We start from the raw sequence: 23,964 nt of genomic DNA on the forward strand, positions 1-23,964 counted from the left end.
GCCCCGCCGTGCCCGGGAGGCGGGGCTTCCCCGGCCCCGCCTCCCACCCCGCCCCCCACGGCACCCCCGTCCCCTCCCCCGCCCACCCCACACTCCGGGCGATACGCGTGCATAGGAGCCCGCGATGAGCGACATGATCACCGCGGACCTGGTCGATCTCGACCTGTCCGCCGACACGAAGGAAGCGGCGGCGCGCGCCCTCGCCGAGCGCATGGTGGCCCTGGGCCGGGTGACCGACCTGGAGGGCTTCCTCGCCGACGTGGCCGCCCGCGAGGCGCAGATGCCGACCGGTCTCGACGGCGGCATCGGCATCCCGCACTGCCGCAGCGCCCACGTCACCGAGCCGACCCTGGCCTTCGGGCGCAGCGCCGCCGGAATCGACTTCGGCGCCCCCGACGGCCCGGCGGACCTGGTCTTCCTGATCGCGGCCCCGGCCGGCGCCGACGACGCCCACCTCACGATCCTCTCCTCGCTGGCCCGCCAGCTGATGAACAGCGAGTTCACGGACGCGCTGCGGTCGGCGGGCGACGCCGGGACGGCGGCGGCGCTGATCCGCGGCGACGAGACGCCCGCGCCCCAGGTGCCCGCGGCGGCCGCGGACGCCGCCCAGAACACCGCTGCGGTGCCGGCGGCGGCCTCCGCCGGCACCGCGGCGGCCACCGACGACGCGAACCCGGAAGCCGGTGAGCGCCCGTTCCGTATCGTCGCCGTCACCTCCTGCCCCACCGGCATCGCCCACACCTACATGGCGGCGGAGTCGCTGGAGAACGCGGGCCGCGAGGCGGGCGTGGAACTCGTCGTCGAGACGCAGGGCTCGGCCGGCTTCACCCGGCTCGACCCCGAGGTCGTCGCGGCGGCGGACGGCGTGATCTTCGCCCACGACGTGCCCGTGCGCGAGAAGGACCGCTTCGCCGGCAAGCCGACCGTCGACGTCGGTGTGAAGGCGGGCATCAACCGCCCCGCCGAGCTGATCGGCGAGGTCCGCGCCAAGGCGGCCCGCGGCGAGGTCACCTCCGGCTCCGCACCGGCCACCCCGGTGGAGCGCGCGGGCGAGGCCGGCGAGGGCTACGGCACCAAGCTGCGCAAGTGGCTGATGTCCGGCGTGAGCTACATGGTCCCGTTCGTCGCCGCCGGCGGTCTGCTGATCGCCCTCGGCTTCGCGATCGGCGGCTACGAGATCAAGTCCGCGCCGTCGGTGCTCAACCACTTCGTGTGGACGCAGTCCGACAGCTGGGCCGCCCTGATGTTCCAGATCGGCGGCGTCGCCTTCGGCTTCCTGGTGCCGGTCCTGGCCGGCTACATCGCCTACGGCATGGCCGACCGGCCGGGCCTGGTCCCCGGCTTCGTGGGCGGCATGATCGCCGCCACCATCAACGCCGGATTCCTCGGCGGCCTGGTCGCCGGTCTGCTGGCCGGCGGCGTGGTGATGGCGATCCAGAAGATCGACATCCCGAAGGTGCTGCGCGGCATCATGCCGGTGGTGGTGATCCCGCTGATCTCCACGGCGATCGTCGGGTTCCTGATGTTCGTGGTGGTCGGCAAGCCCATCGCCTCCGCGCAGAAGGGCATGACCGACTGGCTGAACGGCCTCTCCGGCTCCAACGCCGTTCTGCTCGGCGCCCTGCTGGGCCTGATGATGTGCTTCGACCTCGGCGGCCCCGTCAACAAGGTCGCGTACACCTTCGCCACCGCCGGCATCGCGGTCTCCAACCCCAGTGACTCCGCGATGAAGATCATGGCGGCGGTCATGGCGGCCGGCATGGTCCCGCCGCTGGCGATGGCCCTGGCGACGACCGTGCGCGGCAAGCTCTTCACCGAGACCGAGCGCGAGAACGGCAAGGCCGCCTGGGTGCTGGGCGCCTCCTTCATCTCCGAGGGCGCGATCCCGTTCGCGGCCGCCGACCCGCTGCGCGTCATCCCCTCCTCGATGGTGGGCGGCGCCATCACCGGCGCCCTGTCGATGGTCTTCGGCGCCACCCTGCGCGCCCCGCACGGTGGCATCTTCGTGGTCCCGCTGATCGGCAACCCGTTCCTCTACCTGATCGCCATCGCCGCCGGCGTCTGCGTCACCACGGCCCTCGTCGTCCTCCTGAAGGGACTGCGCAAGCAGGCCCAGCAGGCCTCGGCGGGCGGCTCCGCCGGGACGACCGCCGCCGCGAGGGAGGACCGGCAGCCGGTCGCGGCCTGACCCCCGCGCGGCCCGGCCGCCTTGTCCCTTTGATTCGCTGTGAGTTGTTCACGGCACCTGCGAGATACGTCACGGTCCGGGACCAAAGTCCCGGACCGTGGTGTGTACTGGGGCGCATGCCCGCGCACGTATCGACCCTCCAGCTGATCGGCATGGCCGCGCTCACCCTGGCGACCGTCGCTTGGGCGGCCGTCGTGACGCGCCTGCTGCGCCGCAACCGCCGCGAGGCCCTCGCCTGGCACGCCGCGCACGCCCTGCCCGCCTTCCCGCACCAGTACGAGACCGCTCCGCCCCGCGAGGCCGTCGAACTGACCCCCGCCGAACAGGACGCCTTCGCGGGCCTGGTACGGCGCCTGAGCGGCCGCTGAAGAACCGCGTCCCGCGCGGCGACGCGGCCGTACCGGCGGAGCAGCTAGCCCCGCCGCACCGCCCGCCGCTCCATCGCGTCCCTGGCCGCGTCCTCCGACGGGTACACCTCGCACATGTGCCGACCGTCCGGCGTCGCCGTGTGCTCGACCTCCCACAGCGACAGCTCCCGGCCGTCCCGCAGCAGGAACGCGTGCTCGTAGAGCGAGAAGGCCACGCCCGGCCGGACCGCCCGCCCCGGCCGCCCGAACGCCTGGGTGATCTGGTGCGCGAACGCCGTCGACAGTGCCTCCGCCGTCTCCCCGTCCGGCCGGTCGGGGTTCTCCGCACGGCGCAGCAGCCTGCGCGCGTGGTCCGCCGAGTCGTCCGGCACGTACACGTGCCTCGGCGCCGGTACCGGCGCCAGCGTCACCAGTACCGGCAGCTCGAAGTCCGGGGCGTCCGGCGGCAGCGGCAGCCGCGCGGTCGCGGCCCGCAGCTCCTCCTCGTCGACGTACACCTCGTGCTGCGGGTCGCTGCCCGGCACGGTGTTGTGCACCAGCTCCCACAGCGTGACCGCGGAGCCGTCGGCGAGCAGCCAGGTGTGCCGGTACGTCTCCCGGTGCAGCCCCGCGCTGTGGTGCGCGGAGTGCAGCGAACTGTCGTGGGCCAGCGCGCAGTCCAGCTGCCTTATGGCCTCGTCCGGCAGCTCGAAGGAGTTCAGGGCACGGCCGAGGAGCCGCTCGAGGTGCTCCTCCGGAGACTCGGGCGACTCGGCTGGTTCGTACGCTGCCGTCTCGTACGGAACGCTCAAGGTTTCTCCCGGCGTTGCTGCATGTCACCTTGTGGGTGCATACCGTAGCCCCTCGGTCGGACATCATGTCCGGGAACCGAGAAAACGTACGCCGGGAAAACGCGAGGGCCGCGCGAAAAGTTCCCGCGCGGCCCGACGATCGGTCAAAAGGTGCCGGTCAGACGGCACTTCCGGCGGTCCACTCGCTCCACGACAGGTTCCACCCGTTGAGCCCGTTGTCCGGCTGCACGGTCTTGTCGGGGGAGTTCTTCACGATCACGACGTCCCCGATCAGCGAGTTGTCGTAGAACCACTTGGCCGTCGTGTCGCCCTGCGCGCCCTGGACGTCCGCCATCCCCACGCAGCCGTGGCTGGTGCCCTCACGTCCGAACGGCGGGTTGCCCTTGTTGTACCAGTAGTTGCCGTGGATGAACGTCCCCGACGTCGTCAGCCGCATGGCGTGCGGCACGTCCGGGATGTCGTACTCCCCGCCCAGGCCGACCGTCTGGCTGTTCATCCGGGTCTGGGTGAACTTCTCGGAGATCACCATCTGCCCGTTGTACGTCGTGTGCTCCGGGCTGCCCGTGGACACCGGCACCGACCTGAGGAGCTTGCCGTCCCGCATCACGGTCATGGTCTGCGTGTTCGCGTCCACCGTGGAGACCTGCGAACGGCCGACGGTGAACGACACCGTCTTCTTCTGCACCCCGTAGACGCCGTTCGCGCCCTCGACGCCGTCCAGGTCGATCTTCATCGTGACCTTGGAACCGGCCTTCCAGTAGTCCTGGGGCCGGAAGTCCAGGCGCTGCGCCCCGAACCAGTGCCCCGCCACCTGCTGGCCGCTGCTGGAGGTCACCGTGATGTGCGACTGCACGGCCTTCCGGTCGGTGATGACCTTGTCGAAGGTGAACGAGACCGGCATCCCGACGCCGACCGTCGTCCCGTTGTCCGGCGTGTACGTGCCGATGTAGCTGTTCGCCGAGTCGACCGTGGTGAAGATGGAGTTGGCCGCCGCCGTGAGCCCCTTGGAGTCCTTGGCGGTCGCCGATATCTCGTACTTCGTGCCGCGCTCCAGCTGCTCCTTCGGCTTCCAGGTGCCGCCGTCCGCCGAGAGCGTGCCGTCCACGGCCTGCCCCGATCCCGCCACGGTCATCTTGACGTCGGTCAGCTTCCCGTCGCTGACCTGCACGCCGGTCGTGTTGATGGACGCGCCGGTCGAACCGTCCTTCGCCGAGATCACGATCTTCGCGGCCGACGTCTTCGCGGCGGTGTCCTGTCCGCCCTTGCCGCCGTCGCTCTTGGCGTCGGCGTTGGCGTTGCCGCCGCAGGCGGTGAGGGTGAGGGCGCCGACCAACAGGGCGGCACAGGCCCCCAGTGCGCGCCGCGCTGAGATGTCCGGCGTTGTCACGGGCTGCTCCAGGTTCAGGTGAGTTCTAGTGATGTGCGTGATCCGCTCCAGTGCGTGGAGAAAGAGGCCCAAGGCCCCCCTCGGGGTTCCCTCCGGCGCCCGCGAACGCCATCACGTGACAGAACCAGGACAATCGACAGCCACGCGCAAGGTTCCGGACCCGGCACCTTCCTCCGGCACCTCCCTACGGCGCCCCGTACAACTCGCTGTACGACGGCCACGCCCCGCCCGGCCCGTCGACCGGCCCGGCGGCCCGCACGGCCCGCACGATCGCGCGGCTCACCAGGTCCGCGCCGGCCGCCAGGATCTCGTTGAGCGCGAGCGGGCCCGCGTCGAGCGGGTGCGCGCCGGTCGCCAGCGCGAACACCGTGTCCCCGTCGTGCAGCAGGTGCACCGGCCGCACGGCACGGGCGATCCCGTCGTGCGCCGTCCCGGCCAACTTCTGCGCCTGCGCCTTGGACAGCGCGGCATCGGTCGCGACCACCGCGAGGGTCGTGTTGAGCGGCGGCAGCCCGTTCCGGGCGGCTGCCTCGGCGAGCCGCCGGCGCGCGGCCTCGTGCACCCGCTCCTCGGGGTACACCACGCGCCCCTGGAACAACTCTCCGTACAGCACCCCGGTTCCGGGATCCAGCACGGCGCCGGCCGCGTTGGCCACCACCAGCGCGGCCACCGTGATCCCCGAGTCCAGCACGGTGCTCGCGCTGCCCACCCCGCCCTTCACCGCCCCGGCCACGGCGCCCGTACCGGCGCCCACGCACCCCTCGGGCACCCGGGCGCCCGGCCCGCTCGCCGCGGCCGCCTCCACCGCCGCCCGCCCCGTCGCCGCGTCCGGCCGCGCCCGGAAGTCCCCGCCCCGCCCCAGATCGAAGACACAGGCGGCGGGCACCACGGGCACGACGTGCGCCGGATCCGGCCCCACCCGCACCCCGCGCCCCCGCTCCTCCAGCCAGGCCATCACCCCGGACGCCGCGTCGAGCCCGTAGGCGCTGCCGCCCGTGAGTACGACCGCCTCCACCCGCTGCACCAGGTTGCGCGGGTCGAGCGCGTCCGTCTCCTTGGTGCCCGGACCCCCGCCCCGCACGTCCACGGCGGCCACCGCGCCGCCCTCGGGGGCGAGGACGACCGTGGTACCGGTGAGCCAGCCCTCGCCGGTGCGGGTGGCATGTCCCACCCGCAGTCCGGCCACGTCCGTCAATGCGTCGACTGTCATGACGGCCAGTCTGGCCCAGCCCGGCGCGCTGCCGGTCCGGGTCCCGCCCGGCGCCGTCCCGGGCCGGTCAGGCGGCTGCCGCGGGAGCCTGCTCGGGGCGCTCGCGGCGGGCCGTGCGCGCCGTCAGCGCCGTCCCGGTCGCCACCGCCAGCGCCGACACCACGCCCGCCGCCGGCACCGCCCAGTCGCCCAGGAACGTGCAGCACACCACCAGCAGCGCCGTCACCGGCAGCACCAGCTGCTGGGCGAGCCCCACCTTGAAGTGGCGCGAGTGCAGCGCCCACACCGTCAGCAGGTACAGCGCCGTCGGCACGGTCACCGCCGCCGACGCGGCCGTCGTGGACAGGTGGGCCTTGCCGACCGCCTCCTCGACGGCCACCTCGATGCCCGCGCCGATCGAGGCCGCCGACGCGAAGACCAGGTAGTGGCCGTAACCCCACAGGAACGACTGCCGGTTGGAGCGCAGGTGGCCGTGGATCGGCACCACGAAGTAGATCCACCACGCCGAGAAGACGATCAGCAGGCCGCCCGCCGCGATCGGCAGCAGCTCGCTCAGCGCGTCGTGCTCGGCCAGGGCCGACTTCACGGCGACCGTCGCCGCGGCGATCGTCTCGCCGAGCACGATGATCGTGAACAGCCCGTACCGTTCGGCGATGTGGTGCGGGTGCCAGGAGGTCGTGGAGTCCTTCTCCGCGTACAGCGGCACGCACATCTCGGCGATCGCCATCACCAGGAACACCCAGGCCCGCGCGTGCACCGGCAGTACCACCAGGCCGGCCCAGCCGACCTGGCACAGCAGCACCCCGCCCGCGTACCGGAGCGCCATGGTCCGCTCCGCGCCCCGGGCCCCGTGCGCGGCTCTCAGCCACTGCGCGACCATCGCCAGTCGCATGATCACGTACCCCAGCCAGACCGCCAGGTAGTCGTGGTCGCTGAAACCCTGCGTGATGCCGGCGGCCAGCACCAGCACGCCGGCGATCTGGACCAGGGTGACGATCCGGTAGAGCACGTCGTCGTTGTCGTACGCGGAGGAGAACCAGGTGAAGTTCATCCACGCCCACCAGATGGCGAAGAACAGCATCCCGTAGTTAAGGACGCCCTCGCCGGCGTGCCCCGCGGCCACGGCGTGCACCAGCTCCACGCCCGCCTGCGCGATGGCCACCACGAAACACAGGTCGAAGAAGAGCTCCAGCGGTGAGGCCACCCGGTGGCCCTCGTCGCGCCGGCGCGCGGTGAGCCGGCGCAGTGGCCGCGGGGGCCGGGGCGGGTGCGGGGAGGTGGGGGCCGGGGGAGAACTCGACGTCATGGGTCCAGCACAGCAGAAAAGGACTCCGAAAGCTTGTGGACGGATGCCCGGGGACGGGGGACGGGGGGACGGGATGCCCGGGGACGGGAGACGCGGGACGGGGTGGGCGGGGGCCGGACCGCCGGGTGGCCCGGCCGGGCCCGGGCCGGGCGCGCCGTAGTCTTGAGGCATGACCACCGCCCCCGAGCCCGCGCCCCGCGACCCGAGAACCGCGCTGATCTTCGACGACCCGCTGGACCGCCAGTCCTCGGACGACACGGACCGCGGCTGGGGCGACCGCCCCGAGGGCGACTCCGCGGCCGACCTCAAGCGGTTCCTCGACGAGAAGCCGCCCCACCACCTCTGACACCTCTGAGCCGCCCGACCGACCGCCTCTGAGCCCCCGCGCGACCACCTCTGAGCCGCCCGACCGCCCGCCGCTTCCGGGGCGGCGCCGCTAACGCTGGCTGTGACCGTTTCCGCGCTGCGCGACCAGGGCGTCGCGGATCTCCTTCAGCACCTCCAGCTCGGTCAACTCGACCACCTCGTGCGTGCCCTCCCGCGCCCTCCGGCGGGCCTCCACCCGGGCCAGGTACTTCGCCATCGGCAGGACCATCAGGAAGTACACGACCGCCGCGGTGATCACGAAGCTCAGCGTGGCTCCCAGGACGGAGCCCCACATGATCTGGATACCGCTCTTCACCGTGCCGTCCGGGTTCAGCGTGCACGGGTGCTTCAGGCACGAGCTGTAGCTGTCGAGGTTCTTCGTGCCGATCGCGCCGACCAGGGGGTTGATGATCCCCTTCACCAACGAGTTCACGATGTTCGTGAAGGCGGCGCCGATGACCACCGCTACTGCCAGATCGACGACGTTCCCTCGCATCAGGAAGGCCTTGAAGCCCTGCCAGACACTCGGTTCCTTCTTCGCGCTCACCTCGGGGACTCTCCTTGCATGCACAGGGTGTGGATCAAAACGCTCCGCAACCTACGGCACCATGCGGCCATTGCGCCCAACCCCGCAGCCCGATAGGGCGACTTGACACAAAGCGTCCCGAAAATCGCCGCAGGTTGTTCAGTACACGGTTACCGCCAGCCGTGCCGTCGCGCCGGCGCCGACCAGCTGTGCCGCGGTGGCCCGGGGGACCGAGAGGACGACCAGCGCCCCGGTCTCCGCGGCCGCGTCGACGGGCTCCGGCAGTCTCGTCACGCGCACCCCGTGTGCGATCACCCGGGCCTCGCCGCCGGCCGCGGGATCCCCGGCGGCGATGACGTCGACCCGGTCGCCGGGGCGCAGCAGCCGGACGGTGGCCGCGTCGGCGATCCGCACCGGTGCCGTCACCATGTCCGCGGGCGGGGCGTGCCGTCGTACCGGCGGGGTGGGCGGGGTGACGACCGGGTGGTCCCGGGGCGGCTCGGTTCGCAGGGGGCCGAGGGCGGTGCGCGGGCCGGCCGCGACGAGCGCCGCCGCCGTGACCGCGAGGCCGGCCGCGAGGGCCCGCCCGCGGCGCCGCAGCAGCCGGTCCAGCAGGTACCGGCCGCCGCGTACCCGCACCGGTTCGAAGTGCGGGACCTCGCAGGTGGCGGGAGCGTCCGTGCCCAGCGGGCGCGGGACACGGAGGGGAGGGCGGAAGGCGGGGGACAGGGACGGGGGGACGGACACGGGGATCACCACCTGTGACGAGGAACCGGCTTGCGGGACCACGATGAGGTCTCGCGCCGCATCTCGCCGGAGCCGGTGGACGACCAGCCGGCTGTGGACAACTCGGCCACCCGAACGAGGAGTTCCGCCCGTAGCCGCCCCGCTCCGGCGGCTTCCGCTGCGTACCGGCCGTTATCCGCCCCGCTCCGGCGGCTTCCGCTGCGTACCGGCCGTTATCCGCCCCGCACCGCCCCGCACCGGCCGTTTCCGCGTTACGGCAGCTCGAACCCCGGGTCCATGCCGCCGAGGGCGTTCGTGCACAGGCAGTCCCGCGCCGTGTTCTCCGGCAGGGCCGCCACCGCGTCGAACAGCACGCCCCGCAGCCGGTCCACGTTGGCCGCGAACACCTGCAGCACCTCGTCGTGCGAGACGCCCTCGCCGGTCCCGGCGCCCGCGTCCAGGTCGGTGACGAGCGTCAACGACGTGTAGCAGAGCTCCAGTTCACGGGCGAGCGCCGCCTCGGGATGACCGGTCATGCCCACCACGGACCAGCCCTGCGCCTGGTGCCACAGGGATTCGGCGCGGGTGGAGAAGCGGGGCCCCTCGACCACCACCAGCGTGCCCCCGTCCACCGGCTCCCAGTCCCGGCCGCGCGCCGCCTTCAGGGCCGCCGCCCGGCCGGTGGGGCAGTAGGGGTCGGCCAGCGAGACGTGCACCACGTTCGGCACGGCGCCGTCGGGCAGCGGCAGTCCGTCGAAGTACGACTGTGCCCGCGACTTCGTGCGGTCCACCAGCTGGTCGGGCACGAGCAGGGTGCCCGGGCCGTACTCGGGGCGCAGACCGCCCACCGCGCACGGGCCGAGCACCTGGCGCGCGCCGACGGAGCGCAGCGCCCAGAGGTTGGCCCGGTAGTTGATGCGGTGCGGCGGCAGGTGGTGGCCGCGTCCGTGGCGGGGCAGGAAGGCGACCCGGCGGCCGGCGATCTCGCCGAGGAAGAGGGAGTCGCTGGGCGGCCCGTAGGGCGTGTCGACCTGGATCTCGGTCACGTCGTCGAGGAACGAGTAGAAGCCGGACCCGCCGATTACACCGATCTCTGCGTTCACCATGCGCAGCACACTAGCCGCCCGCCCGGAGCGGCCGCCCGGGCGGGCGGATGCCCGGGTCCGGGAATGCCGCGGACCCCACTGTCGCTCGACGGCGGGGTCCGCGGGGTGAGGTCTCAGGCGGCGGAGCTGCTGGCCGAGCCGGACGAGGACGTCGACGTCGAGGACTTCGAGTCGGAAGCCTTCGAGTCGGAAGCCTTCGAGTCGGACGACGTGCCCGACGACGTGGAGCCGGACGACTTCGACGCGGGGCTGCTGCTCGACGAGGAGCCGCGGCTGTCGTTGCGGTAGAAGCCCGAGCCCTTGAAGACAATGCCGACCGCGGAGAACACCTTCTTCAGGCGGCCACCGCAGTTGGGGCACTCGGTCAAGGCGTCGTCGGTGAACTTCTGCACCGCCTCGAGGCCCTCGCCGCACTCGGTGCACTGGTACTGGTAGGTCGGCACTGTCTTCCTCCTGGCACTCTCACTCAGTGAGTGCTAACGACGGTCCATACTGACGTATTCCTCGGGATCAGTCCACCGTCAGCGGTACGCGGTGACCGACGCCACGTGCGACAGTACGGTTCCGGGGCGGGGTGACGAGCCGCGAACGCAGCGCCAGGAGGGTCGCCAGGGCGAGCAGGGTGCCCGCCATCGGCACCAGGAAACCGGCGCCGCCCCACAGGCGGTCCTCCAGCTGGCCCGCGACCGTGACCGCGGCCGCCTGGCCGAGTGCCACCGCGCCGGTCAGCCAGGTGAACGCCTCCGTGCGGGCACCGGCCGGGACCAGGCCCTCGACCAGCGTGTAGCCGGTGATCAGGGCGGGCGCGATGCACGTCCCGACCAGCAGGCCGAGACCGGCCAGGACGAGCACCGACTGGGACGTCCACAGCGCCGAGGCGGTCACCGCGAGCGCCGCGTAGCCGACGACCAGGCGCCGGTGCGGGGCGGCCTTCCAGGCGAGCGCGCCGCAGACGATGCCGGAGAGCATGTTCCCCGCGGCGAAGGTGCCGTACAGGACGCCGTTCAGGCCGGGCTCGCCGATCGACTCGGTGAACGCGGCGAGGGAGACCTGCATGCCGCCGAAGACGGAGCCGATGCCGAGGAAGGCGACGACCAGCACGCGCACGCCCGGGACGCGCAGCGCCGAGGCGTGCCGCACGCGCGCGTGGCCCGCGCCGGTCACCTGGGGCTGGGTGCTCTTGCGGGCGGCGAACAGCAGGCCGCCGGCCAGGGTGAGCGCGGCCTCCGTGACGAGGCCGGCGGCCGGGGCCACGGTGGTGCACAGGGCGGTGGCGAGCAGCGGCCCGAAGACGAAGGTGAGCTCGTCGGTGACGGACTCGAAGGCGGCCGCGGTGGACATCAGCGGGGAGTCCTGGAGCCTGGCGCCCCAGCGGGCGCGCACCATGGGGCCGATCTGCGGCACCGAGGCGCCGGTCGGCACGGCCGCTGCGAACAGTGCCCACAGGGGCGCGTGCGCCAGCGCGAGCGCCGTCAGGGCGAGGCCCGACAGCGTGTGCACGAGGACGCCGGGGACCAGTACCGCGCGTTGCCCGTAGCGGTCGGCCAGACGGCCGCTGTAGGGCGCGAACAGCGCCATCGAGACGCCGGTGACGGCCGCGGCGGCGCCCGCGGCGCCGTACGAGCCGGTGGTGTGCTGCACGAGCAGCACGATGGAGATGGTGAGCATCGCGAACGGCTGGCGCGCCGCGAAACCGGGCAGCAGGAACGTCCAGGCGCCGCGGGTGCGCAGCAGCTGTCCGTATCCCGGGCGGGACGGCGCCGCCGGGTTCTCCGACGGCTCGGTGGTGACCGTGGATGCCACGGCCCGTGCCTTTCTGCCGCCTGGTAGCGCGGCCCCTCCGGATAAGGGGGCGGTGCCGAGAGCTGTCCTCTTGCGCGGAACTGCGGTAGATACCGGTGCCCGCTGAGAGGAGCGTTCCGGCCGCCATACGGTCGCGCCAGCTCTGCGTCAGGCAGAGTTGGTTCGATCAGGTGCATTCATCGTACAGGGGGGAGTGTCCGGTACACCTGTGAAAACGGGCACCGTGCGGCGCGTTCGCCTGGGATTGGCCGGGGTGTGAACTGCCCGAAACACGCCCTTAACGCGTGCTCGGCGCACCGCCGGATCCCGCGTCGGCCGTCCCGTTCGCGCCCAGCCAGCCCGCCAGCTTGCCCCCGTGGCCGACCGCGCGCAGCCGCCGTTCCGCGGCGTCCCGCACCGGGTCGGTGGCGACCACGAGGAGCTCGTCCCCGCGCCGCAGCACCGTCGCGGGCAGCGGAACGAACGACTTTCCCTCGCGGACGACCAGGGTGACGGCGGCCCCGGCCGGCAGCCGCAGCTCGTTGATCTCCACGCCGTGCATCCGGGAGCCCTCCGGGATCGACACGGACAGCAGATGCCCGCGCAGCCGCTCCAGCGGCGCGGACTCGATGCCGAGGTCGGCGGCCTCCGGCCCCTCGCCGAGCCGCAGCTTGCGCGCCAGCCAGGGCAGCGTCGGCCCCTGGACGAGGGTGTAGACGACGACCAGGACGAAGACGATGTTGAAGATCCGGTGGCTGGTGTCGACGCCGTTCACCATGGGGATCGTCGCCAGGATGATGGGCACGGCACCGCGCAGCCCGGCCCAGGACATCAGGGTCTGCTCCCCCCAGGGCACCCGGAAGGGCGCGAGACTGACGACCACGCTCAGCGGCCGCGCCACCATGGTGAGCACCAGCCCGATGATCAGCGCGGGCAGGAAGTCGTCGCCGAGCTCGTGCGGGGTGACCAGCAGGCCGAGCAGCACGAACATGCCGATCTGGGCGATCCAGCCGAGCCCCTCGGCGAAACCGCGGGTGGCCGGCCAGTGCGGCAGCTTGGCGTTGCCGAGCACCATGGAGGCCAGGTAGACCGCGAGGAAGCCGCTGCCGTGCGCCAGCGCGCCGGCGGCGTACGCGGTGACCGCGATGGCCATCACGGCGATCGGGTAGAGGCCGGAGGCGGGCAGCGCGACGTGCCTCAGCCCCCAGGCGCCGAGCCAGCCGACCGCGAGGCCCAGGGCCGCGCCGATGGCCAGTTCCATGGCTATCTCGCCGAGCAGCACGTACCAGTGCTGGACCGGTCCCGCGGTGGAGAAGGCGACGACCAGGATGACCACCGGGGCGTCGTTGAAGCCGGACTCCGCCTCCAGCGTGCCCGTCACGCGCGCGGGCAGCGGAATGCGCCGCAGTACCGAGAACACCGCCGCCGCGTCCGTCGAGGACACCACCGCCCCGATGATGAGCGCCTGCCGCCATTCCAGCCCGACGAGATAGTGCGCGCCCGCCGCGGTCACGCCGACGCTCACGCCGACCCCGACGAGGGCCAGCACGGAGGCCGACGCCAGGACGGGTTCGATCTCCTTCCACTTCGTGCCGAGACCACCCTCGGCCAGGATCACGACCAGGGCCGCGTACCCGATGACCTGGGTCAGCTCGGCGTTGCTGAAGTGGATGTTCCCGATGCCGTCCTGGCCCATGAGGACGCCGATCCCCAGGTACACGAGCAGGCTGGGGAGCCCGCTGCGCGAGGAGATCCGGACGGCCGCGACGGCGACGAGCAGGACCAAGGAGCAGACGAGCAGAAGCTGGTTGAGGTGGTGGACAGTCAGCGGCGGTTCCCTTCCTTGGCTCGCGCGCGGGGACGCGGAAGCGCACGTACACAGGACCGAGAGTGCGGCACCCGCACTCAAGTTACTTCGTTACCTTACCTAACTCTTGACGCTTTCTTGACGCTTCCCGAGGCAAGATCGAACGCCCGTGCCTTCCGGTTCCCCAGTCCGGGTCAAGTGGCGTCAGGCCCTGCGCCTATGGTTGCTCCAGCGCTCAGTCAAAAGCACATGCCCGCCTGCCGCTCGCGTTAGGACAGCAAGGACAGCGATGCCCCCCAACACCACCGCCACAACGGGTGACAAGCCTGGCAAGTCCGGCAGGAAGAAGGGGCGCAGAGCCCGGCTGATCGTGCTGCTGCTCGTCCTCGCCGTCGTCGGTGGCGTCTTCTACGGGGCGTACTGGTCGGTCAGCACGGTGCGCGCGTCCTTCCCGCAGACCAAGGGCTCGATCACGCTCGAAGGCCTCTCCGGGCCCGTGACCGTGAAGCGGGACGGCTACGGCATCCCGCAGATCTACGCCTCGACCGACGAGGACCTGTTCATGGCGCAGGGCTACGTCCAGGCGCAGGACCGGTTCTACGAGATGGACGTGCGCCGCCACATGACGTCCGGGCGCCTGTCGGAGATGTTCGGCAAGAGCCAGGTGAAGAACGACGAGTTCCTGCGCACCATGGGCTGGGACCGGGTCGCGAAGGAGGAGTACGACACCAAGCTGTCGGCCTCCACGAAGAAGTACCTCCAGGCCTACTCCAAGGGGGTCAACGCCTACCTCCGGGGCAAGGACGGCAAGGACATCTCCCTGGAGTACGCGGCCCTCGGGTTCGTCAACGACTACAAGCCCGAGCAGTGGACCCCCGTCGACTCGGTCTCCTGGCTGAAGGCGATGGCCTGGGACCTGCGCGGCAACATGGACGACGAGATCGACCGCGCCCTGATGACCAGCCGCCTCGGCCCGCAGCAGATCAAGGACCTCTACCCGGACTACCCGTACAGCCGCAACCAGCCGATCGTCCAGGAGGGCCAGTACGACGCGGTCACCAAGACGTTCGAGCAGGGGGACTCCACGAGCGGCTCCGGGACCTCGACGGGCACGAGCGGCACCTCGACCTCGTCGTCCTCCGGCTCGGCGCTCACGGGCCAGCTGGAGGGCCTCTACAACGTCCTGGACGACGTTCCCACCGCCGTCGGAGTGAACGGCCAGGGCATCGGCTCCAACTCCTGGGTCGTCCGCGGCCAGTACACCATCACCGGCAAGCCGCTGCTCGCCAACGACCCGCACCTGTCGGCGTCGCTGCCGTCCGTCTGGTACCAGATGGGCCTGCACTGCACCACGGTCTCCAGCAAGTGCCAGTACGACGTCACCGGCTACACCTTCGCGGGCATGCCCGGCGTGGTCATCGGCCACAACGGGGACATCGCCTGGGGCATGACCAACTCCGGGGTCGACGTCACCGACCTCTACCTGGAGAAGCTCTCCGGCGACGGCTACCTGTACGACGGCAAGACCAGGCCCTTCACGACCCGGACGGAGACCATCGAGGTCGCCGGCGGCGCGTCCAAGAAGATCGTCGTACGCCAGACCGCCGACGGCATGCCGCTGCTGTCCGACCGCGACGACGAACTCGTCCAGGTCGGCAAGAAGGCGAGCGTCGACACCGCCGCACCAGACCGGGGCGACGGCTACGGCATCGCCCTGAGGTGGACCGCCCTGGACCCGGGCACCACCATGGACGCCGTCTTCGCCCTCGACAAGGCGTCCGACTGGAGCTCCTTCCGGGACGCGGCCGCCGAGTTCGACGTGCCCTCGCAGAACCTGATCTACGCCGACACCAAGAACAACATCGGCTACACCCTGCCGGGCCGGATCCCCACCCGCTCGTCGGCGGACGACGGCTCCATCCCGGCGCCGGGCTGGGACTCCAAGTACAAGTGGACCGGCTTCATCAAGCAGGACGAGCTGCCCTACGAGTACAACCCGAAGCGCGGCTACATCGTCACCGCCAACCAGGCCGTGATCGACAAGGACAAGTACCCCTACACGCTCACCACGGACTGGGGCTACGGCACCCGCAGCCAGCGCATCACCGACCTGATCGAGTCGAAGATCAAGGACGGCGGCAAGATCTCCACCGACGACATGCGCCAGATGCAGACGGACAACAGCAGCGAGATCGCCAAGCTGCTGGTGCCCAGGCTGCTGAAGATCAATCTCGACGACAAGGACGTCCGGGACGCACAGAAGCTCCTGGAGGGCTGGGACTACACCCAGGACGCCGACTCGGCGGCCGCGGCCTACTTCAACTCGGTCTGGCGCAACATCCTCAAGCTCGCCTTCGGCAACAAGCTGCCCAAGGAGCTGCGGGTCAAGGGCCAGTGCCTGTGGGTCGACAAGATCGACAACACCGGTCCGGTGGACGACGACGCCAAGGTGCGCGAGTGCGGCGAGCGCGATGCCGACCAGGCCCAGCCGGACGGCGGCGACCGCTGGTTCGAGGTGGTCCGCAACCTCATGAACAAGCCGGACAGCGACTGGTGGAAGACGCCGGCCGGAGCGGGTGACCGCCCCAAGGCCGACAACATGGACGAGCTCTTCAAGCGCGCCATGATCGACGCCCGCTGGGAGCTGACCGCCAAGCTCGGCAAGGACATCGACACCTGGAGCTGGGGCCGGCTGCACCGCCTGTTCCTGAAGAACCAGACCCTGGGCACCGACGGCCCGGCCGTCGTCCAGTACATCCTCAACCGCGGCCCCTGGAAGCTGAGCGGCGGCGAGGCCACGGTCGACGCGACCGGCTGGAACGCCGCCGGCGGCTACGGCGTCGTGTGGGTCCCCTCCATGCGGATGGTCGTCAACCTCGACGACTTCGACAAGTCCAAGTGGATCAACCTCACCGGAGCCTCGGGACACGCCTTCAGCGCCCACTACACCGACCAGACGGGCAAGTGGGCCGACGGCGAACTGCTCTCCTGGTCGTTCTCGGACGACGCGGTCGGCAAGAGCACCAGCGACACCCTGGTCCTCAAGCCCTGAGCCCCGCGGTCACCGCCGCCGAAACGGCCCGCCACGCACGCGGGGCGGGCCGTTTCGCGCGAGAGCGGCACCGCGGGAGAGCCCTGGGCAGCGGCTCGGAGCGGCTCGGAGCGGCTCAGGGGCTCGGGAACCGGCGCACTCCCGACGGCGTCACCACCGCCTGCACGGGCAGATCGTGCGCCTCGGCGGGCACCCGCCCGACGACCTCCGTGTCGTACAGCAGCACCACGAGCGCCGGGCGCGCGCCCGCGCGCTCCAGACGTGCCAGCACCCGGTCGTACGACCCTCCGCCGCGCCCCAGGCGCATCCCGCGCGCGTCCACCGCCACCCCCGGCAGCAGCACGGCGTCCGCACCGAACACGGCGTCCGGCCCGAGGCGTTCACCGGTGGGCTCGAACAACGCCATCTTCCCGCCGTGTTGGACGCGGGCGAGGGAGCCCTCCCCGGCGTACGCGCCCCAGTCCAGGTCGTGGTCCGGCAGCAGCGCGGGGAGCAGCACCCGCACCCCCCGCGCGACCAGTGCGTCCAGCAGCGTGAGCGTGCCGGGCTCGTTCCCGACCGAGACGTACGCCGCCACCGTCCGTGCCCGCGCCAACTCGGGCAGTTCCAGCGCGTGCCCGGCCAGCGCGTCGGCCGCCTCCCTGACGACATCCGCCGTCAACCTGTTCCTCACCCCGAGGAACTCTCGGCGCAACATTCGCTTGTCACCCTCGGCCCCAGGTCCACCGTGCTCCACAGGTCGTTCCCGCACCCTTCTCCAATCCGCTCATATATGTGCCAAATGCTCGGAGCCTCAGTTTCTCCACAAAGGCACCGGATAAGGTTGCGGACATGACTCAGTCGCACCCCAGGATCAGCAAGGCTGTCATTCCTGCAGCGGGCCTCGGCACCCGGTTCCTGCCGGCCACCAAGGCCACTCCCAAGGAGATGCTGCCGGTCGTCGACAAGCCGGCGATCCAGTACGTGGTCGAGGAGGCCGTGTCGGCGGGGCTCGACGACGTCCTCATGATCACCGGACGCAACAAGCGTCCCCTGGAAGACCACTTCGACCGCAACTACGAGCTGGAGTCGGCGCTCCAGAAGAAGGGCGACGCCGGCCGGCTCGCCAAGGTGCAGGAGTCCAGCGACCTGGCGACCATGCACTACGTCCGCCAGGGCGACCCCAGGGGCCTGGGCCACGCCGTGCTGTGCGCCGCCCCGCACGTGGGCCACGAGCCCTTCGCCGTCCTGCTCGGCGACGACCTGATCGACCCGCGCGACCCCCTGCTCCAGCGCATGATCGAGGTCCAGGAGCAGCACGGCGGCAGCGTGATCGCGCTCATGGAGGTCGACCCGGAGCAGATCCACCTCTATGGCTGCGCCGAAGTGGAGACCACGGTCGACGGCGACGTCGTCAGGGTGACCGGCCTGGTGGAGAAGCCGGACCCGGCGGACGCCCCGTCGAACTACGCCATCATCGGCCGCTACGTCCTCGACCCGCACGTCTTCGACATACTGCGGCGCACCGAGCCGGGCCGCGGCGGCGAGATCCAGCTGACCGACGCCCTCCAGCAGCTCGCGCAGACGTATTCGTCGGCGGCTGACGCCGCGGGGAAGGTCGGCGGCCCCGTGCACGGCGTCGTCTTCAAGGGGCGCCGCTATGACACCGGCGACCGCGGCGACTACCTGCGTGCCATTGTCCGGCTCGCGTGCGAACGTGAAGACCTGGGCCCGGACTTCCGGACCTGGCTTCGCAGTTACGTAGCCGAGGAGATGCAGCAGAGTTGAGCAGCACCGCGACCCGCCCCGCCGGCCCGGACCACCTGTGGTCGGTGGACGAGCACCTGGAGGACATCCTCACCGCCGTCCGCCCCCTGGAACCCATCGAGCTCCAACTCCTCGACGCCCAGGGCTGCGTCCTGGTCGACGACGTCACGGTGCCGCTCTCGCTGCCGCCGTTCGACAACAGTTCCATGGACGGGTACGCGGTGCGGGTCGCGGACGTGGCGGGCGCGAGCGAGGAGTTCCCGGCCGTCCTGGAGGTCGTCGGGGACGTCGCGGCGGGCGCGGCCGAGCTGACCCCGGTGGGTCCCGGCCAGGCGGCCCGCATCATGACCGGCGCCCCGCTGCCGCCCGGCGCCGAGGCCGTGGTCCCCGTCGAGTGGACCGACGGCGGCCTCGGCAAGGGGCCGGCCACCGGGATGCGGGCGCGCAGCCTCGCGCCCGAGGGCGCCGAGGGGCACGTGCGCGTGCACCGGCCGGCCGAGGCACGTGCGCACGTACGCGCACGGGGCAGCGACGTGAAGGCAGGCGACCTGGCCCTGGCGGCCGGCACCGTCCTCGGACCGCCGCAGATCGCGCTGCTCGCCGCGATCGGCCGCGGCACGGCACGCGTGCGCCCGCGTCCGCGCGTGGTCGTCGTGTCCACCGGCAGCGAACTCGTCCAGCCCGACGAGGCGCTCGGCAGCGGCCAGATCTACGACTCCAACAGCTTCGCCCTCACCGCCGCCGCCCGGGACGCGGGCGCCATCGCCTACCGGGTGGGGGCCGTCGTCGACGACGCCGAGACCCTGCGCGCCACCATCGAGGACCAGCTCGTCCGCGCCGACCTGCTGGTTACCACCGGCGGGGTCAGCGTGGGCGCGTACGACGTCGTCAAGGAGGCCCTGGCGCACGTCGGCGACGAGGACGAGCCGGGCAGCGGCATCGACTTCCGCAAGCTCGCCATGCAGCCCGGCAAGCCCCAGGGCTTCGGCACCATCGGCCCCGACCACACGCCCCTGCTGGCGCTGCCGGGCAACCCGGTGTCCTCGTACGTCTCCTTCGAACTGTTCGTGCGCCCCGCCATCCGCACCCTGATGGGTCTCGACGACGTCCACCGGCCGCGCACCACGGCGACCCTCAGGGCCGGCAAGGCGCTGAGCTCGCCCAGGGGGCGCAGGCAGTTCCTGCGCGGGGCGTACGCCGACGGCGAGGTGACCGCCGTGGGCGGCGCCGGTTCGCACCTGGTCGCGGCCCTCGCGCACGCCGACGCGCTGATCGTCGTACCCGAGGACGTGGAGTCCCTGGAGCCCGGCACCGACGTCGAGGTCGTCCTGCTCGGCTGACGGAGCTCCGGCGCGGCCGGCGGACGTCCGGCCACGCACGTGTACCCGTCCGCCGGGCGGTCCTGCCCGCTGCTGCCCGCCGTCTTGGCGGTACCGTGTCGCGCACAGCAGGCCCGAGCGCCGCACCGCGACGGGCCAGGACCGGGAGCGCCACACAGCATGACTGAGCCCTTCCGGGGGGACACCCCCGGACCCTCCGTGCCAGACCGACTGACGCACCTCGACGACGCGGGGGCCGCCCGCATGGTCGACGTGTCCGGCAAGGACGTCACCGCACGCACCGCCCGTGCCAGCGGACGGGTCCTCGTCTCGCCCCGCGTGGTCGAGTTGCTGCGCGGTGAGGGCGTTCCCAAGGGCGACGCCCTCGCCACCGCGCGCATCGCCGGGATCATGGGGGCCAAACGCACCCCGGACCTGATCCCGCTGTGTCACCCCTTGGCCCTCTCCGGTGTGAAACTGGATCTGGCGGTCGCGGACGACGCGGTGGAGATCCTGGCCACGGTGCGGACGACGGACCGCACGGGTGTCGAGATGGAGGCGCTCACGGCGGTCTCCGTCGCGGCGCTCACCGTGATCGACATGGTCAAGGCGGTCGACAAGGGAGCGGTCATCACGGACGTACGCGTGGAGGAGAAGACGGGCGGGAAGTCGGGCGACTGGAGCCGGGCGTGAACGCCGGGCCGTCCGCCGACGGTGCGCCGCGCGCGCCGTATCGCGCGCTGGTCGTGACCGCCTCCAACCGGGCCGCCGCCGGTGTCTACGAGGACAGGGGCGGACCGCTGGTCGCGGCGGGCCTGGCGGGCCTCGGGTTCAGCGTGGACGGACCGCGGGTCGTGCCCGACGGGGAACCCGTGGCGGCGGCGCTGCGCGCGGGGGTCGAGGCGGGGTACGACGTCGTCGTCACCACCGGCGGCACCGGGATCTCGCCCACCGACCGCACGCCGGAGGCGACCCGCGCGGTGCTCGACTACGAGGTGCCGGGCATCGCCGAGGCCGTCCGGGCGTTCGGACGGGAGAAGGTGCCCACCGCCGCGCTCTCCCGCGGCCTGGCCGGGGTGGCGGGCCGGACATTGATCGTCAACCTTCCGGGGTCCACCGGCGGGGTGCGGGACGGCCTCGCCGTCCTGGAACCGCTGCTGGCGCACGCCGTCGACCAGATCCGCGGCGGCGACCACCCCGGGCCGAGCAGTGGGGGTGCGAGCTGAACAGCCTGTCCTGGCCCGTCGTGCTGGTGGACGGCGACATCGTCCTCCGGCCCATAAGGGTGCGCGACCAGCGGGCCTGGCGCGAGGTCAACCGGCGCAACCGGGACTGGCTGCGCCCCTGGGAGGCCACCATCCCACCGCCGACGCCCAGCGGGCCGATCGCGCACCGGCCGACCTACCGGCAGATGGTCCGGCACCTGCGGTCCGAGGCGAACGCCGGCCGCATGCTGCCGTTCGTCATCGAGTACCAGGGGCGCCTGGTCGGGCAGTTGACCGTCGCCGGGATCACCTGGGGGTCGATGTGCTCGGGACACGTCGGCTACTGGGTGGACCGGTCGGTGGCCGGCCGCGGGGTGATGCCGACCGCTGTCGCGCTCGTGGTGGACCACTGTTTCCGCACCGTTGGTCTGCACCGCATCGAGGTCTGCATTCGCCCCGAGAACCGTCCCAGCCGCCGGGTCGTGGAGAAACTCGGATTCCGCGAGGAGGGCCTGCGGCCGCGTTATCTCCACATCGACGGCGCGTGGCGCGACCACCTCGTCTTCGCGCTCACCGCCGAAGAGGTGCCCGAGGGGTTGCTCGGCCGCTGGCAGCGGGCACGCTCCCAGAGCGCGTCCGCGAAGGCGCCGGGGCCGACGGGCACTTCTCCGCACGTGCCCCGCAATCCGCAGAACACTCCAGGGAATCCCGGGTAGCGGCCCAAATTGAATGCGTGTTCGAAATTGATCGGTTCTTGACCGTCTTGGGGCGTTGAATTCGCGGCTCCGACGGCCTGCTGATCGCATCGGTCACAAAAAAAGCTCGAAATATCAGCCAGATCGTGCGACACACCGGCGCAATTGGCAGATGGCCCCACGCAAACCCCTCTACCGTGTGAGGCGTGAGCAGCAGCGGCCTCATCTACGCAGTCATTGTCGGGGCCTGGGCCGCCTACTTGGTGCCGATGTGGCTCCGTAGGCAGGACGAGCTGAACGAGGCCCGTCCGACGGAACGCTTCAGCACCGCCATCCGGCTGCTGTCCGGACGGGCGGGGATGGAGCGTCGGTACGCCAGGGACCTGCGGGCGCGCTCCGCCTCGGAGGGGGAGCAGGACGCCGGCGAACCGGACGCCGCCACCGACTCGGTGGACGTCCGGGCCTTCGCCATGCCTCCGACCCGCCGTCAGGTCCGGGCGGACGTCCCGGCGGAGAGGGCACCGGAGGCGCCCGGACGCCAGGAACCGGCGCGCGGCCAGGCGGTCGCGCCGACGGCCACGTCCGCGCCGCCCCGCCAGTCGGGCACCGCAGCCGTACCCGCCCCGGCATCCGCCCCCGCGCCCGCGCCGAAGTCCGCCCCCGCGCCCGCGCCCAAGTCCGGCTCCGCGCCCGCCCGCAAGCAGATCCCGACTCCCCGGCGCGCGCCCTCCGCACAGGCGGCCGCGGAACGCGCCCGGCGCTCGAAGGCGCTCGCCCGCCGTCGGCGCACCACCGTCATGCTCTTCGTCGCCTTCACGCTCGGCGCGATCGTCGCCGCCGTCGGGGGACTGGCGTTCCTGTGGGCGCCGGGCGTTCCCGCCGTCATGCTCAGCGCCTACATCGCCTACCTGCGTGCACAGGAGCGCCGGCGCTTCGCGTACCAGATGGACCGGCGTCAGGCCGAGGTCGCCGCGCAGCGGTTGCGGGAGCGCCAGCCGCGTCGGCGCGCGCCCCTCGACCCGGCGAGCGTCGGCGCGGACGAACCGGAGGAGGGACCAGCGAGCGGGACCGACCCCGGCCTGTCCGCGCTCGCCGCCGACCGGCGCGCCCTCGTCGAGCAGACCGACCACGCCGAGTGGGTCGACCAGCAGCGCGAGCGGCAGCGCCGGCCCGGCCACGGTGACAGCTGGGACCCGGTGCCGGTGCCCCTGCCGACCTACGTGACCGCACCGGTCGCGCCGCGCGCCACCTCCGACGTGGACCTCGGGGCACCGGACGCGTGGAGCTCGGCGCGGTCCAGTGCCGTCGCGCCGGAGCAGGAGGCCGGGGCCGCCGCCGCGCCCGAGGCCGAGGCGGCGGTGGCGGAGCCCGCCGCCGACGACAGCACGGCGCCCGCCGACGGCCGGAGCGACACCCTCCCCCACGCTCGACGGCGCTCGCGCGGGGGGACCCCCACCGCTGCCTCCGCCCGCCGGGCACGCGAACGCGGCCGCACGCCCCTCTTCGACCAGTACGAGGACGGCGACCGCCCCCGCGCGGCCAACGAATGACCTGACGGCGAGGGCGCGGGGCGCCTCGGCACCCCGCGCCTGACCAGTCAGGGAACGGATTTCCAAGCACCCCGACGGGGATGCTAGAGTTTCACTCGTTGCAAGGGCCTGTGGCGCAGTCCGGTAGCGCACCTCGTTCGCATCGAGGGGGCCAGGGGTTCAAATCCCCTCAGGTCCACTGCACGGCTGTCTCTGAGTCTGCTCAGGGATGGTTGACAAGATCCCGACCGATCTCCAGATCGGTCGGGATCTTGTCATTTCCGAAGCTGTTCCAGCCGGGCGCACCGGCGTGCGGTGAACGTCACTTGGAGGAGTGATGGACCAGCGAGCGCAGGACCGCGGCACGGTGCACGGGACGGTCGGCCCCGGCCGGCTTCCTGAGGCGGACTGCCCGTTCTGTCGCATTGTTCGGGGCGCCGCACCCGCGCGCGTCGTCCGTGAATGGCAGGGAGCGTTGGCCATCCGCCCGCGGGGTGGCGGTGTCACGCCGGGACATGTGCTCGTGCTGCCCAAGACGCATGTCCCCGATGTGGCGGCCGATCCGGCCGTGTCCGCGATGACGATGAGGCACGCCGCCGAGCTCGCCGCCGAGGTGGGCGATTGCAATGTGATCACCTCGCGGGGTGCGATCGCCACGCAGACGGTCCCGCATCTGCATGTCCACGTGGTGCCCCGCCGTCAGGGAGACGGGATCGCGTTGCCCTGGACGACCTCGGCTGCCGGGGACAACCCGCCTCGTCCGGGAGACCGGCGCCCACGGTGGACGGCCCACCGCCCCGCCTGGCGCTGAGCACCGCGGCGGAGCCGGCGCACCGGGTGGTGGGGGGCCGTGGG

The 23,964-nt window shown here is 72.1% G+C and carries 22 protein-coding genes and 1 tRNA gene; 12 read left to right on the plus strand and 11 right to left on the minus strand.

Going from position 1 to position 23,964, the window contains the following annotated elements:
• The first annotated feature begins 124 nt into the window (after nucleotides 1-124).
• The gene (locus AB0472_RS15205) at nucleotides 125-2,188 is read left to right on the plus strand and encodes a fructose-specific PTS transporter subunit EIIC (RefSeq protein ID WP_366356707.1); all 2,064 of its coding nucleotides are present in this window, start codon (nucleotides 125-127) and stop codon (nucleotides 2,186-2,188) included.
• Nucleotides 2,189-2,304: 116 nt separating this feature from the next.
• Nucleotides 2,305-2,556: a hypothetical protein gene (locus AB0472_RS15210; protein ID WP_366356708.1), complete on the plus strand. Its 252-nt coding sequence runs from the start codon at nucleotides 2,305-2,307 to the stop codon at nucleotides 2,554-2,556.
• Nucleotides 2,557-2,600: 44 nt separating this feature from the next.
• On the opposite strand, the gene AB0472_RS15215 is transcribed toward AB0472_RS15210, so the two are convergent.
• The 4 genes from AB0472_RS15215 to AB0472_RS15230 all read right to left on the minus strand — a co-directional run bounded on the left by AB0472_RS15215 (nucleotide 2,601) and on the right by AB0472_RS15230 (nucleotide 7,250).
• Nucleotides 2,601-3,347 carry a DUF6227 family protein gene (locus AB0472_RS15215; RefSeq protein ID WP_366356710.1) on the minus strand — a complete coding sequence of 249 codons (747 nt, stop codon included), beginning with the start codon at nucleotides 3,345-3,347 and terminating at the stop codon, nucleotides 2,601-2,603.
• Between the two features lie 157 nt (nucleotides 3,348-3,504).
• The gene (locus tag AB0472_RS15220) at nucleotides 3,505-4,734 is read right to left on the minus strand and encodes an Ig-like domain-containing protein (RefSeq protein ID WP_366356712.1); all 1,230 of its coding nucleotides are present in this window, start codon (nucleotides 4,732-4,734) and stop codon (nucleotides 3,505-3,507) included.
• 184 nt (nucleotides 4,735-4,918) lie between these two features.
• Entirely contained in the window at nucleotides 4,919-5,944 is a 1,026-nt protein-coding gene (locus AB0472_RS15225; protein ID WP_366356713.1) for a P1 family peptidase, read from the minus strand.
• 67 nt (nucleotides 5,945-6,011) lie between these two features.
• Nucleotides 6,012-7,250, minus strand: coding sequence for a low temperature requirement protein A (locus AB0472_RS15230; protein WP_366356715.1), 1,239 nt, complete (start codon nucleotides 7,248-7,250; stop codon nucleotides 6,012-6,014).
• Between the two features lie 169 nt (nucleotides 7,251-7,419).
• On the opposite strand from AB0472_RS15230, the gene AB0472_RS15235 reads away from it, so the two are divergent.
• Nucleotides 7,420-7,596 carry a hypothetical protein gene (locus AB0472_RS15235; protein ID WP_366356717.1) on the plus strand — a complete coding sequence of 59 codons (177 nt, stop codon included), beginning with the start codon at nucleotides 7,420-7,422 and terminating at the stop codon, nucleotides 7,594-7,596.
• Nucleotides 7,597-7,686: 90 nt separating this feature from the next.
• On the opposite strand, the gene mscL is transcribed toward AB0472_RS15235, so the two are convergent.
• From mscL to AB0472_RS15265, 6 genes are all read right to left on the minus strand, one after another.
• Complete coding sequence (mscL, locus tag AB0472_RS15240; protein WP_366356719.1) at nucleotides 7,687-8,163, minus strand: large conductance mechanosensitive channel protein MscL; 477 nt, start codon at nucleotides 8,161-8,163, stop codon at nucleotides 7,687-7,689.
• 138 nt (nucleotides 8,164-8,301) lie between these two features.
• Nucleotides 8,302-8,895 (minus strand): hypothetical protein, encoded by a 594-nt coding sequence (locus tag AB0472_RS15245; RefSeq protein WP_366356967.1) that lies wholly within the window; start codon nucleotides 8,893-8,895, stop codon nucleotides 8,302-8,304.
• Nucleotides 8,896-9,140: 245 nt separating this feature from the next.
• Entirely contained in the window at nucleotides 9,141-9,974 is an 834-nt protein-coding gene (locus AB0472_RS15250) for an S-methyl-5'-thioadenosine phosphorylase (RefSeq protein WP_366356721.1), read from the minus strand.
• A gap of 113 nt (nucleotides 9,975-10,087) precedes the next feature.
• Complete coding sequence (locus AB0472_RS15255; protein WP_366356723.1) at nucleotides 10,088-10,417, minus strand: FmdB family zinc ribbon protein; 330 nt, start codon at nucleotides 10,415-10,417, stop codon at nucleotides 10,088-10,090.
• Between the two features lie 67 nt (nucleotides 10,418-10,484).
• Nucleotides 10,485-11,777, minus strand: a complete 1,293-nt coding sequence (locus AB0472_RS15260; RefSeq protein WP_366356725.1) for an MFS transporter — start codon at nucleotides 11,775-11,777, stop codon at nucleotides 10,485-10,487.
• Between the two features lie 277 nt (nucleotides 11,778-12,054).
• On the minus strand, nucleotides 12,055-13,638 hold the full coding sequence (locus AB0472_RS15265; RefSeq protein WP_366356968.1) for a potassium/proton antiporter: 1,584 nt from the start codon (nucleotides 13,636-13,638) through the stop codon (nucleotides 12,055-12,057).
• A gap of 214 nt (nucleotides 13,639-13,852) precedes the next feature.
• Here AB0472_RS15265 and AB0472_RS15270 point away from each other — a divergent pair, with 214 nt between their 5' ends.
• Entirely contained in the window at nucleotides 13,853-16,615 is a 2,763-nt protein-coding gene (locus AB0472_RS15270; RefSeq protein ID WP_366356726.1) for a penicillin acylase family protein, read from the plus strand.
• 115 nt (nucleotides 16,616-16,730) lie between these two features.
• On the opposite strand, the gene AB0472_RS15275 is transcribed toward AB0472_RS15270, so the two are convergent.
• A complete protein-coding gene (locus AB0472_RS15275) occupies nucleotides 16,731-17,312 on the minus strand; it encodes a 5-formyltetrahydrofolate cyclo-ligase (protein ID WP_366356727.1) in 582 nt (193 codons plus the stop codon).
• A gap of 134 nt (nucleotides 17,313-17,446) precedes the next feature.
• Here AB0472_RS15275 and galU point away from each other — a divergent pair, with 134 nt between their 5' ends.
• The 8 genes from galU to AB0472_RS15315 all read left to right on the plus strand — a co-directional run bounded on the left by galU (nucleotide 17,447) and on the right by AB0472_RS15315 (nucleotide 23,920).
• Complete coding sequence (galU, locus tag AB0472_RS15280; protein WP_189264517.1) at nucleotides 17,447-18,382, plus strand: UTP--glucose-1-phosphate uridylyltransferase GalU; 936 nt, start codon at nucleotides 17,447-17,449, stop codon at nucleotides 18,380-18,382.
• Complete coding sequence (glp, locus tag AB0472_RS15285) at nucleotides 18,379-19,701, plus strand: gephyrin-like molybdotransferase Glp (protein WP_366356729.1); 1,323 nt, start codon at nucleotides 18,379-18,381, stop codon at nucleotides 19,699-19,701. Before galU ends, glp begins: the two co-directional genes overlap by 4 nt.
• Before the next feature lie 159 nt (nucleotides 19,702-19,860).
• Complete coding sequence (moaC, locus tag AB0472_RS15290; RefSeq protein WP_366356731.1) at nucleotides 19,861-20,373, plus strand: cyclic pyranopterin monophosphate synthase MoaC; 513 nt, start codon at nucleotides 19,861-19,863, stop codon at nucleotides 20,371-20,373.
• Nucleotides 20,370-20,906 (plus strand): MogA/MoaB family molybdenum cofactor biosynthesis protein, encoded by a 537-nt coding sequence (locus AB0472_RS15295; RefSeq protein ID WP_366356732.1) that lies wholly within the window; start codon nucleotides 20,370-20,372, stop codon nucleotides 20,904-20,906. Before moaC ends, AB0472_RS15295 begins: the two co-directional genes overlap by 4 nt.
• Nucleotides 20,907-20,926: 20 nt before the next feature.
• Nucleotides 20,927-21,601, plus strand: coding sequence for a GNAT family protein (locus AB0472_RS15300; RefSeq protein WP_366356734.1), 675 nt, complete (start codon nucleotides 20,927-20,929; stop codon nucleotides 21,599-21,601).
• Nucleotides 21,602-21,786: 185 nt separating this feature from the next.
• On the plus strand, nucleotides 21,787-23,130 hold the full coding sequence (glpR, locus tag AB0472_RS15305; RefSeq protein ID WP_366356736.1) for a gephyrin-like molybdotransferase receptor GlpR: 1,344 nt from the start codon (nucleotides 21,787-21,789) through the stop codon (nucleotides 23,128-23,130).
• 104 nt (nucleotides 23,131-23,234) lie between these two features.
• Nucleotides 23,235-23,308 (plus strand) — tRNA-Ala (locus AB0472_RS15310).
• Nucleotides 23,309-23,446: 138 nt separating this feature from the next.
• On the plus strand, nucleotides 23,447-23,920 hold the full coding sequence (locus AB0472_RS15315; protein WP_366356738.1) for an HIT domain-containing protein: 474 nt from the start codon (nucleotides 23,447-23,449) through the stop codon (nucleotides 23,918-23,920).
• Nucleotides 23,921-23,964: the final 44 nt, after the last annotated feature.

Source organism: Streptomyces sp. NPDC086777 (assembly GCF_040702065.1).
In the GTDB taxonomy this organism is placed as follows: Bacteria; Actinomycetota; Actinomycetes; order Streptomycetales; family Streptomycetaceae; genus Streptomyces.

Bases quoted from the DNA above. Each gene is read 5' to 3' on its own strand.
- AB0472_RS15205 (WP_366356707.1), top strand. From the start codon at position 125: ATGAGCGACATGATCACCGCGGACCTGGTCGATCTCGACCTGTCCGCC.
- AB0472_RS15210 (WP_366356708.1), top strand. From the start codon at position 2,305: ATGCCCGCGCACGTATCGACCCTCCAGCTGATCGGCATGGCCGCGCTC.
- AB0472_RS15225 (WP_366356713.1), bottom strand. From the start codon at position 5,944: ATGACAGTCGACGCATTGACGGACGTGGCCGGACTGCGGGTGGGACAT.
- AB0472_RS15230 (WP_366356715.1), bottom strand. From the start codon at position 7,250: ATGACGTCGAGTTCTCCCCCGGCCCCCACCTCCCCGCACCCGCCCCGG.
- AB0472_RS15235 (WP_366356717.1), top strand. From the start codon at position 7,420: ATGACCACCGCCCCCGAGCCCGCGCCCCGCGACCCGAGAACCGCGCTG.
- AB0472_RS15250 (WP_366356721.1), bottom strand. From the start codon at position 9,974: ATGGTGAACGCAGAGATCGGTGTAATCGGCGGGTCCGGCTTCTACTCG.
- AB0472_RS15270 (WP_366356726.1), top strand. From the start codon at position 13,853: ATGCCCCCCAACACCACCGCCACAACGGGTGACAAGCCTGGCAAGTCC.
- AB0472_RS15275 (WP_366356727.1), bottom strand. From the start codon at position 17,312: ATGTTGCGCCGAGAGTTCCTCGGGGTGAGGAACAGGTTGACGGCGGAT.
- galU (WP_189264517.1), top strand. From the start codon at position 17,447: ATGACTCAGTCGCACCCCAGGATCAGCAAGGCTGTCATTCCTGCAGCG.
- moaC (WP_366356731.1), top strand. From the start codon at position 19,861: ATGACTGAGCCCTTCCGGGGGGACACCCCCGGACCCTCCGTGCCAGAC.
- AB0472_RS15315 (WP_366356738.1), top strand. From the start codon at position 23,447: ATGGACCAGCGAGCGCAGGACCGCGGCACGGTGCACGGGACGGTCGGC.